Source organism: bacterium, from assembly GCA_021159335.1.
Lineage (GTDB): Bacteria > UBP14 > UBA6098 > B30-G16 > B30-G16 > JAGGRZ01.
Window position 1 is genome coordinate 1 of sequence record JAGGRZ010000165.1, and the last position, 11,591, is coordinate 11,591.

Annotated in this window: 8 protein-coding genes and 1 rRNA gene; 8 read left to right on the top strand and 1 reads right to left on the bottom strand. The window is 46.0% G+C overall.

Features of this window, described 5'->3' with window-relative positions; all coding sequences use genetic code 11:
• From J7J62_09135 to J7J62_09170, 8 genes are all read left to right on the top strand, one after another.
• On the top strand, window positions 1-560 hold a 560-nt coding region (locus J7J62_09135), incomplete at its 5' end, for a hypothetical protein (protein ID MCD6125317.1).
• A gap of 43 nt (window positions 561-603) precedes the next feature.
• Window positions 604-2,511 (top strand): DUF3857 domain-containing transglutaminase family protein, encoded by a 1,908-nt coding sequence (locus J7J62_09140; protein MCD6125318.1) that lies wholly within the window; start codon window positions 604-606, stop codon window positions 2,509-2,511.
• An 18-nt stretch (window positions 2,512-2,529) separates the two neighbouring features.
• Window positions 2,530-4,281: a S41 family peptidase gene (locus J7J62_09145; GenBank protein ID MCD6125319.1), complete on the top strand. Its 1,752-nt coding sequence runs from the start codon at window positions 2,530-2,532 to the stop codon at window positions 4,279-4,281.
• Between the two features lie 33 nt (window positions 4,282-4,314).
• Window positions 4,315-5,781 carry an aminomethyl-transferring glycine dehydrogenase subunit GcvPB gene (gene gcvPB, locus J7J62_09150; protein MCD6125320.1) on the top strand — a complete coding sequence of 489 codons (1,467 nt, stop codon included), beginning with the start codon at window positions 4,315-4,317 and terminating at the stop codon, window positions 5,779-5,781.
• A gap of 84 nt (window positions 5,782-5,865) precedes the next feature.
• Window positions 5,866-6,432 (top strand): BMC domain-containing protein, encoded by a 567-nt coding sequence (locus J7J62_09155; GenBank protein MCD6125321.1) that lies wholly within the window; start codon window positions 5,866-5,868, stop codon window positions 6,430-6,432.
• Window positions 6,433-6,523: 91 nt separating this feature from the next.
• Window positions 6,524-7,237, top strand: a complete 714-nt coding sequence (mtgA, locus tag J7J62_09160) for a monofunctional biosynthetic peptidoglycan transglycosylase (protein MCD6125322.1) — start codon at window positions 6,524-6,526, stop codon at window positions 7,235-7,237.
• A 70-nt stretch (window positions 7,238-7,307) separates the two neighbouring features.
• Window positions 7,308-10,022 (top strand): BamA/TamA family outer membrane protein, encoded by a 2,715-nt coding sequence (locus J7J62_09165; protein ID MCD6125323.1) that lies wholly within the window; start codon window positions 7,308-7,310, stop codon window positions 10,020-10,022.
• A 33-nt stretch (window positions 10,023-10,055) separates the two neighbouring features.
• Complete coding sequence (locus tag J7J62_09170) at window positions 10,056-11,015, top strand: endonuclease/exonuclease/phosphatase family protein (protein MCD6125324.1); 960 nt, start codon at window positions 10,056-10,058, stop codon at window positions 11,013-11,015.
• An 80-nt stretch (window positions 11,016-11,095) separates the two neighbouring features.
• On the opposite strand, the gene J7J62_09175 is transcribed toward J7J62_09170, so the two are convergent.
• Window positions 11,096-11,591: ribosomal RNA gene (locus tag J7J62_09175) — 16S ribosomal RNA — on the bottom strand; the annotation flags it as partial.

The window sequence follows — 11,591 nt, forward strand, 5'->3', positions numbered from 1 at the left end:
GCGAAAGGTTCATAAATCAGCTCCTTCAAAAAATAGACCCCAATGCGAACCTTCTTTCGTTTAAAATAACCCCTGAGCCTGTAACTGATCTTTCGACCCCTGCGATGATGGTTGTAGAATACGAAATTCCAGAGTATGCAACGGTGGCGGGCGATTATCTCCTTCTCCAAGCCCCGATGGTGCAGCAGGTTTTCGATTTACTGGCAGACGGCGTTAAGAAAGCCATATCGCTTCAGCAGCGAAAGTTTCCTTTGAGGCTTACAGCAACATATAGCGTAAAAACAGACGAAGAAATAGAGCTTCCCAAGGTCTACAAAATAGCCAGTCAGCCCGAACAGGCAAGAATAGACAATAAATATTTCACATTCAAGGCGGATTACAAAGTGGAAGGAAAAAGAGTTAAATACTCAAGCTACACAGCTTTGAAAGACATCGATGTCCCCGTTGAAGATTATCAGGAATTCCGCGATGCATTCAACAAATATCAGACAGCAGGCAAAGGAATGTTAATACTAAACATTGAGAAGAAAAGCACCAAAAGCCGAAGAAAACACCGCTGATTAAAATGAAAACAACTGAAAAATTCATATATAGGAGGAAACAATGAGAAAACTTGCGTGGATAATACTTTCAATCGTTTTTTTAGGCGCGTCTTTTGCCGTTGACCTATCAGCAGATACCACGGTAGAACCAGACCTACTTAGGCTTATACGCTCGGTTCCACCAAGGGACAGTTTCCCACACGCTTCATATTACATAATAACAGACAGCACAAAAGTAGTGCTTAACGAAGACGGCTCTTTTGAGAAAGAGATCTATTTTCTTGCCAAAATTTACACATATATGGGCAAGAGACGACTTGCCAACTACAAAATCTATTATAACGCCGACTTCCAAAAAGTCGAACTTCTCCGCGCGAGAACTATAAACGGCGACAAAGCTATGCCTATAGAACCCGCCTCGATTAACGACATAACCCCACCCGAATATTCCGATGCATCGATATATGGCAATCTTTTAGCCAAGGTTCTGTCGCTTCCCGCGGTGAGCGAAAGCTCCGTTGTAGAGATACATGCCAAAATAAAAACTGACAAAGACGCACCGATACCATTCGGTGCCATGGAAGTTCTTGTTAGAACCGAACCCTCAAGAAAAACATTCTATGAGGTCGACTACCCGAAAGGCAAGAAAATAAGTTTTCTTTCGGCAACCAGCGCGCCAAAACCGACAAAAAAACCGGGCATGCTTCGATGGATTATAAAAAATTATGGAGGCGTCAACTACGAACCGGGGACGCCGCCACTAAGAGAAGTTTTCCCAACTATTTTCTACTCAGCCTCAAAGAGCTGGGCGGATGAAGCAAAATTCATATATACGCACATTTCACCTAAAATAGTTTTAAACGATACAATAAAAGCAATAGCTGATTCGCTCATTAAAGGCAAAAAAGGCGAAGAAGTTTTATCTGCATTGCTCAGGTTCGTCCAGGATAGATTTACACAGATAAACACCAAGTTCGAATACCACGGTTTTGTTCCTCACAGCGCAGCTGAAGTTCTTAGAAATGGCAGAGGTGATTCGAAAGACCTTTCTGTGTTGCTTATCGCGCTTCTAAAAGCAGCGAAAATACCCGCCAAGCCAATGCTGATATCATCCTACGGCGCGAAAATCTTCAATATTCCGACAGCTTACCAATTCAATAAGGTGGTCGTGTCGGCGGTGCTTAACGGAAAGACCTACTACCTCGACCCGTCGTCACAATATGCGCCGCTAAACTTTTTGGGACCCGCTGCGGGCGGTTATGCGTTACTGGTAGACCTTGGAACGAAGAAACTTACCAAGCTTCCAGCGGACATCCCTGAAAGCAACATGGCTGTTTACTCTTTCGACATAGGTGTTGACCTCGACGGCAGAGCCGAAGGGAGCGTTGGAGTTACTGCCAGCGGCATACCAGGTGAAAAACTGAGAAAATTTTTCAGGTACAAGAAAAAGTCGCAGATAAAACAGACACTGCAGGAGGCAGCATCAAAGGTTATTCCCGGTGCAAAATTCGATGGCGATACCATTTTCGAGAACATAAACACAAATGAGGGTATGGCATCGGTTCAATTCACCATATACGCGGAGCAGTACATGATAAGACAGGGTAATATGGCTATAATATGGTTTCCTGAACTGCCTTTCGAGTTAGTTGATATTCCCAACATATCTCTCGAGGAAAGGAAACTCCCGCTTTTCGTCGATTATTCGCGAAAAATAATGCTCCAGAATGTGATAAAATTCCCTGCTGATTATGAGGTCGTTTACGCGCCGCCCATGCAGAACATAAAAACGCCTTTCGGAACATATGTAGTTTCCGGACAATACGGTGATTATTCTGCTGTTTACAACATTGCGTTCACCCTTAATAAGAAAGTAATAAAGCCCGAAGAATACATAAAATTCAAGGAACTGGTAAAAAACCTACACAAAAAGGCAAACAGAATTATACTTTTAAAGTTGGAGGAATAAATATTGGAGGCGTTGAAGATGAAAAAGCGATTAATCTATCTTTTAATATTGCTCACGATATTCGGGGCAATAGCCGTAGTTTTTGCCTTCCAGGGAGCTGCCAATAACATTTACAAACAAATAACGCTCCTTGGCAAGGTGGCAAAGGTTATCTACACGGACTATGTCGACCCCATCGACTACAGGAAACTCATAAAAGGTGCGATAGACGGCATGACCTCGACACTTGACCCGCATACGGTATTTTTCACACCAACACAATACAAGGAACTTCAAGTCGATACACGCGGCAAATTCGGTGGATTGGGGATACAAATAGGCATAAGAAATGGCTGGCTTACGATAATAGCTCCTATAGAAGGCACACCAGCTTACCGTGCAGGACTTCAGGCGGGCGATAGAATAATAAAAATAGAAGGCAAATCCACATGGGGAATAACAGTTGAGCAAGCGGTGAAAAAGCTTCGCGGTGAACCCGGAACTAAAGTAACAATAACGATTCAACGCGAAGGAGAACCAGAACCATTCGATGTAACTATAACGAGAGATATAATCGAGATAAAGCCTGTGCCGTTTTATGGGATGACAGAGGAGGGAGTCGGATATATAAGGCTTTCAAGCTTCTCCGCCGAAGCCGGACATGCAGTTAAAAATGCCCTCGAGGACCTTATAAGCCAGGGAGCTAAAGGAATAATACTCGATCTGCGATACAACCCGGGAGGACTTTTAAGCCAGGCTGTTGCGGTAGCCAATCAGTTCCTTCCCAAAGATGCGCTCGTGGTTTATACAAAGGGACGCTCATTCTTCCAGAACCGTCAGTATTACACGGACCACGATGGGGTCTATAAGGAAGGTAAACTTATTGTTCTCGTCGACCGTGGTAGCGCATCCGCATCGGAGATAGTGGCAGGTGCTATACAGGACCACGATAGAGGGCTTATAATGGGCACGAACACATTCGGCAAAGGACTCGTTCAAAGCATAAGACCACTCGACGGTGGAACAGCACTAAAAATAACTACTGCAAAATACTACATACCCAGCGGAAGGTGCATCCAGAAAGAGGACTACCTTCTTCGGCGAAACTGCGCTATAATCCCCGATACTGCTCTTTACAATCCCGACACTCTGGACCCATGGAGTTGGATATACGAAAGGCAACCTCCGGACACATCAGATACCAGCAAGGCGAAAAAGGAAAGGGAAAAGCCGATTTTTTACACAGCCAAGGGACGAGTTGTTTACGGCGGTGGCGGTATAACACCTGACATTAAATTCGAACCACCCTTGCTAACACGCCTTGAGGCGGAACTCGAGCGTAAAGGGCTGTTTTTCGACTTTGCCGTCCACTATGTTGCGACCCACAAGAATGCGATAAAATCACCTGATTTCGAGGTAACGGATGAGATGATAGAGGAGTTCAAGAAATTCCTCAAGGAAAAGAACTTCACCTACAAAACGCGCTCGCAGCTCGTTCTCGAACAGCTTGATTCGATAGCAGTCCAAGATAGCCTTTCGGAGGAGACGATGAAACAGCTTGAGGCGCTAAAAGTTCGTCTCGAGGCAGAGAAAGAGCACGAATTCGCGCGAAGCCTCAACTACATCAAGCGAGCAATAAAGCGAGAACTGGTCTCAAAGCTATTCGGACTTAAGGAAAGATACAAGCAAATAACGCTAAAAAGTGACCCAGCCATAAGAAAAGCCGTGGAAATAATTCTTAACGACAAGGAATACAACAAATATCTCGAGGTTACTGAAAAGAAAAAATAAATCTTACTCAAAAAAACCGTAAGGAGCGCGAAAATGTCGGAGAAACTCCTTTGGGAAATCAGCAAAGAGGGCAAAAAGGGTATAAGTCTTCCAGAACGAGATGTACCTGAATACCCTGTTGAGGACCACATTCCCGGTGGGATGATAAGAACCACCCCGAACAGACTTCCACAGGTTTCTGAGCCTGAGGTAGTGCGCCATTTCGTTAGAATCTCCGTAATGAACCATCATGTCGACAAGGGATTTTATCCACTCGGTTCGTGCACTATGAAATACAATCCAAAGCTTAACGAGCGCTTGGCACGGCTACCAGGATTCGCAAACCTCCATCCAGGGGTACCATACGAATTTGCGCAGGGCGCACTGGAGTTAATGTTTCGACTCGGAGAAATGCTTTGTGAAATTGGTGGACACTCCGCGATAACTCTTCAGCCAGCAGCTGGTGCACAGGGGGAATTTGCAGGGCTATCGATAATACGGCGTTACCACGAATCCCAGGGAAACCCGCGAAAAATAGTGGTAATACCCGATTCATCCCACGGAACCAACCCCGCTTCAATAGTTTTTTCTGGCTGGCAACCGGTGGAAATAAAGTCGGGACCAGATGGCAGAATTGACCTTAAAGCTTTAGAACCCTACCTAAACGAGGACCTTGCTGCTTTGATGGTAACCAACCCCAATACCTTAGGCATCTTCGAGCGGGACATAAGAAAGGTTGCGGAAATGTTGCACTCCGTCGGGGCGCAGCTCTACATGGACGGTGCCAATATGAATGCGCTTCTGGGCATAGCTCGTCCGGGAGAATTCGGCGTCGATGCACTTCATTTCAACTTGCACAAAACTTTCTCAACGCCTCACGGTGGCGGCGGACCCGGTTCAGGTCCTGTTTCTGTAGCTGAGCACCTTGCGCCCTACCTGCCCAAGCCGACGGTTAAAAAACTAAACGACGGCACTTACACACTTGATTGGGACATACCGGACTCCATGGGTAAACTTCAGGCGTTCTGGGGCTCGTTTGGAGTCATGGTCAAGGCTTTCGCATACATCCTCACGATGGGAAAAGACGGACTAAGGAGAACCGCTGAGGATGCCGTCCTGAATTCGAACTACCTTCTCGCCCTGTTAAGAGATTACTACGAACTTCCTTATAAAGAAACTCCCATGCACGAGTTCGTTTTATCGGGAGAGTTTTTAAGGAAATACGGAGTGAAAACGCTCGATGTGGCAAAACGCCTTCTGGACCTTGGATTCCATGCGCCCACCATATACTTCCCGCTCATAGTCCACGAGGCACTTATGATCGAGCCAACGGAATCAGAGCCCAAAGAGATGCTCGAGGCATTTGCCGATGCCATGATTAAGATTCGTCGCGAAGCTGAGGAGAACCCGCAAATACTGAAAGAAGCACCGCACAATACTCCTGTAAGAAGGCTGGATGAAGTCAGTGCTAACAGAAATCCGATATTAACCTACTGGGACTACGAGAGTTCGCAGAAGTAGAGGACATGTTGTCGTATAAAAACTTTTGTTGCGCTGATGCAATTTTTTTGCTAATTAGAGTAATACTAATATTAGGGGGCAAATATGTTTGACATAAGAAGAGCTCTGGGAATGATTGAGACTAAGGGGCTGGTCGGCTTGATAGAGGCAACAGACGCAGCCGTTAAAGCAGCAGATGTGGTAGCTGTTGACTACGAGCGCACGGGCGGTGGACTTACCATTATAAAAATAAGGGGCACAGTGGGTGCGGTTAAGGCAGCAGTTGAGGCAGGTGCGATGGCTGCGCAGCGAGTTGGCGAGTTAATAGCGGCACATGTAATACCGAACCCAGACAACGGGGTTGAGCCGATGATAACACCTATAATACCACCTGGAACACAAAAGCCTGCACTGGAATTCCACCGCTGGAAAAAGACCGAAGCCAAAAAAACGGGGGAAATGAGCGTTAAATACGACCCGAATGACCCTAAACTCGGCGAGATACTCGATAAACTTGAAAACGAAGGCGTCGAATCGCTCGACTATAACCAGTTACGCTATTTAGCAAGGCGGATAGAAGGATTCCCGCTAACGAAGGCGGAAATAAGAAGCGCAGGACGAAGGCAGCTGATAAAGATTCTAAAGGAGAGGAAACTCATAATTGAAAAGTAATAGTTTGCCCAAAAGCTTATTTTAACAATCAAACCATCCAAAAAAACGGGATATATACTACCTCCTGCCAAGAATCAATAATATTATTAAAATGCCGCCTTTCGTTAAATACATCCTGATTATAATTTCGGTAACTCTCGCATTGATTTTTTTAATCATATTCGTTCCCGTCTACAAAGCAGCAAAAACGATTGATTCGCTCAACAATAGTATTCCGCGCATAACATCTATAATGCGATACAATGGGGACACCCTCGATTATGAATGCTATCCCGTACCTATAGATAGCATATCGCCCCATCTTATAAGAGCGGTAATCATATCCGAGGATATAGCTTTTTTCTGGCACCACGGCATAGATTGGGCAGAACTAAAAATAGTAATCCGTCAGGACATAACGAGGAAGGGTTTCTATCGCGGTGGCTCGACCATAACGATGCAACTCGCGAGATTATTGTTCCTATCGCCGCGTAAAACTCCTTTGAGGAAAGTTAAGGAAATATTAATAGCCAAAATCCTTGAGCGAAAACTTTCGAAACGGCGTATCCTCGAACTTTACCTTAACCTCGTCGAATGGGGTCCGCACATCTACGGAGCGCAAGCCGCAAGCATGCACTATTTCGGAATCCCTGCAAGCAGGCTTACAAGAAAGCAGGCGTGTGCACTTGCAGCTGTGTTGCCATCACCGAAAAGATGGAATCCTATTAACCCCTCAAAAGGTGTGGAAAAACGAATCCAGATAATTTACGAAAGACTTCTTAAATACGAGCAAAAATTCCCCGAAAAGCTCTGGAAAACCATGTGAAAACAAAATTTAGGCCCCATCAAAACTTGAAAAACCCTGTCGAACAATTATTTTCAAATTAGAGTTTAATATGCCAAGAGGATTTAAAACACTTATTATTTTTACGCTCGTATCCTTCTCATTCGGTCAATACTACTTTGGCAAGAACAAGATTCAGCCGATAAAGTATGACTGGCGGGTCCTTCAAAGCGCACATTTCGACATATACTATTATCCTGAGGAGGACAGCATAGCGAGATTCGCTGCTCATGTGGCGGAAAGCGTTTACGATTGCTACGCTCGCCACTTTGAGTTTCATCCCTCGGATAGGATACCGATAGTAATTTATAGCTCACCAACACTTTTTGCTGAAACCCATATCGTGCCGTTCATCATACCCGAACAAATAGGTGGGTTTACCGAGTACATTCTCGAAAGGGTAGTTGTCCCCTTTGATGGCGACGCGAGGGAGTTTATCCACATTCTTGCCCATGAGCTCGTTCACATATGGCAACTCGAGCTAAACCAGTTCGTTCACGATGCGCACGAGAGATTTTTCATAAATATGCCAGAACTGTGGTTCGCGGAGGGACAGGCGGAAGTTTTATCCCAGAAAGAGGGCATTGACGAACGAAGCGAAATAATCGAAGCGTTAATAAACGAGGACCTCCTCCTGCCCGCCGATTTCTACAAAATTTATGGCACATTTAAGATGTATAAGTTAGCCGAAAGCTTCCTGAGATTTCTGCGGGAACGATATGGTCTTCACTCGGATGTGCTTATTCTTGAGAAAATGTGGACAGGTGCGTATATAGATGATATGTTTCCCTTTCTTTTCGGGGTCACGATTGAGGATGCAGGGCAGCTTTGGCGACAATGGCTTCTTAGGCGCTTTGGACAATATGCAGGCTCGCTAACACCGATAAAGTTTGCTGGCAAGGTTTTGACCCGCGACGGATACTTTGCATCGGCAGTAAGACTCGATTCCGCAACAGTCATAGCAAAGGGCAACAGGCTTGGATACAGCGGTATATACATGGTAAAGAAACGCAAAGCAAAACTTATCCGCAAAATTGAACTAACGGAAAGCAGCGAGGCGACGCGATTTTTCAAAAATAGGATAGCTCTGAAAGGTAGTTTGTTGGTTTTCTCGGCCAAATCAAGGGGCAAAGAAAAACTTTTCATCAAAAATATCTCGAACTCAAAAGAAAAAGCCTTTGAGCTGAAAGACATCGTGCAAATAAATTCTCCCTCCTTCACGGATGATGGTTCGATAATCTTTTCTGGAACCAGAATTTCGGGATTCCGCGATATTTTCAAACTGAATTCAAAAACAGGGAAGCTCGTTAAAATAACTGATGACCCATACTTTGACGATGACCCAGTATCAGCAGGAGACACAACAGTCTTCGTTTCCGACCGGGGGAAAAACCAGCGGAAATGGCTCTTCATGATGGACAATGATACGATTTATAGGCTTTGCAGCAACGCCCCAATAAACAACCCATTTTCGCCAGCTATATCTCCGTCACGGGAGAAAATTGCTTTCATAGCGGATGATGACACATTCCCGAACATTTACATATACAACTTATCAACCGACACTTTATACATGGCTCATCGACTTGCCGCAAGGCCAGTTTCCATAAGCTTCGCAGGTGAAGACACACTTCTTGTTTGCGTTTGCACAAAAGGAGAATGTCCGATTATGAGTTTACCTTTGGATTCGCTAACCTCGCTCGGCGTTTACCGAAAAGAGCCGGTGGTTTCAAGCTGGTATCCGCCACTAACATTCGCACAACCAGCGGAAAGCCTCGCCTCGAAGCCGAAATCAGCGCACAAACTCAAGCTAAACTTTGCTCAAGGTGAAATAGGAATGTTAACCACAAGACAGACCGCTGCAGGACTTGAGCTAAGCCTTACCGACATCGTGGGTGACAGAAATCTCTACCTTTTTCTTGCCAACAATGCCCGCGAGTGGAGTGAAGTTCTCAAAGAAACCAATGTTGCTGCGATATACAATTCAAACCTCAAACACTGGCGATTCGGTTTTGGTGCTTACCATCTTAATCTTCACACCTACGACCGCTATGAGGGTTCCTACAGCGAACGAATGATAGGCGTCATAGGAACGGCTAATTACAGCATCTCAAGGTTTACGAGACTTGAGCTTGGTGCTATGATTTATCACTCGAAGCGGACGACTTTCAAATCCTCGCGGGACGACATAATTTTCGATTGTGCAGCATCTTTCATAAGGGACAATTCCCTGTGGTGGACCACAGGTCCCATAGATGGCATGCGGACAAACATTACCATCGGTTCCGGAGTGGGCGCATCGGGCAAAATATACAGGTACATAGTCTCGCTCGACTTTCGACGCTATCTCAGGCTGAGTAAATACTCCTGCCTCGCCGGCCGTGTTATCGCAAGGACAAGCGGTGGAAAAGAACCTCTCCGCTTTTTCCTCGGCGGAAGCCTCGATTTAAGAGGCTATCAGCTATTTCAGTTCTACGGAAGAAACCTTATCCTGTTTAATTCCGAGCTTAGATTCCCCGTTTTTGAGCGAATCTTTATCGCGACCCCAATCGTCGATATAGACATACCAGGGATTAATGGCGCGCTGTTTTTTGACGCCGGCGACGCGTGGGAAGAAGAACCAAAGGTAGTCGGGGCTATAGGAGGCGGATTGCGACTTAATCTGTCCGGATACCTCGTTTTAAGGCTCGATGTGGCTTACAAAACTGATTTTAAAACGATATCAAAGAAACCGCGATTTGACCTTTTCTTTGGGTGGGATTATTGAAAATCAAGATAAATTAACAAAGGAGGGAATAAAATGATGCCCCATCCCAAGCCCGAGTTCAACTATAAATTCAGCCTCGAAAAAGAGGTAGAAAACCTGATAAAACATAAGCAACTGAGGAAGATTCCTGAAAAGAGCAGCGATAAACTCCTCGTGGCAACATGGAACCTTACAAATTTCGGTGTGCAAAAGCGCGATGACGACCACATAAGACTGATGGCGGAAATAATAAGATTTTTCGACCTTACAGCTATTCAGGAGGTCGCCGACAACCTTTCTGACTTCGAGAAGTTACTGGATTTTCTCGGCAGCGGATGGAACGCCATATACACCGACCCCGCGGGAAACCAGGAAAGGCTTGCATTCGTATTCGAGGAAGAAAAAGTTGCTCAAAAAGGTCTTGTGGCTGAGCTCGCGATGAGAGGATACGAGCGAAGAAGAATAACTATCCAGATCGAGGATGTCAGCGAAGAGGCGACTTTCGAGGGGTTCAACAGGAATCCCTACATGGCAACTTTCACTGCGGGGAAACTTGAGTTCACACTCGTTAATGTTCACCTTTATTGGGCTAACTCTTTTATGAGAGAACTCGAGGCCAAGGCTCTCAGCAAATGGGCTAAACAACGGGTGGACAAGCCATATCCGCCGAATAACGATATAATTCTTGTTGGCGACTTCAACATGGCAAGACTTCAGCCGGAAGACCCTATATATAACGAGCTAATGAGCCACGGTTTAAAACTCCCGAAACACGAAACCGGTTATGTGGGGACAAATCTTGCAGGAGATAAACATTACGATGAGCTCGCGTTCTTTCCCTCAAAAACGGAGGAAGACTTTACCGGCAAGATGGGCGTCTTCGACTTCGACAACGCGATTCTTACTGACCTATGGGACGACAATAATAGGAGGAAACAAAAAATGTTTTTCCAATACATACGCTATTTTATAGCGGACCACCGACCGCTCTGGTTTCAGCTTAGCATTAGGTAGTTTTTTTAGGGATGAAAAAATAATCGTTCAGGGGTTCTCCGACAAGGGAATAGGGAGACGGTTGCTTTATTACTCCATAGAAAGGAGGTGATCCAGCCCCACGTTCCCGTAGGGCTACCTTGTTATGACTTAGCCCCAGTCACCAGCCCCACCTTAGACAGTGGCTGTCCCCCGAAGGGGCTTGGCTCACCGTCTTCAGGTGTTGCCGGCTCCCATGGCTTGACAGGCGGTGTGTACAAGGCCCGGGAACGTATTCACCGCGCCGTGGCTGATGCGCGATTACTAGCGATTCCACCTTCACGGGGTCGAGTTGCAGACCCCGATCCGAACTGGGGCAGGCTTTCTGCGATTTGCTCCCCCTTGCGGGTTCGCTTCGCTCTGTACCTGCCATTGTAGCACGTGTGCAGCCCTGGGCATAAAGGCCATGCTGACTTGACGTCATCCCCACCTTCCTCCCGGTTAACCCGGGCAGTCCCGCTAGAGTGCCCAGCACCACAAAGGGCCTGCTGGCAACTAGCGGCAGGGGTTGCGCTCGTTGCGGGACTTAACCCAACATCTCACGACACGAGCTGACGA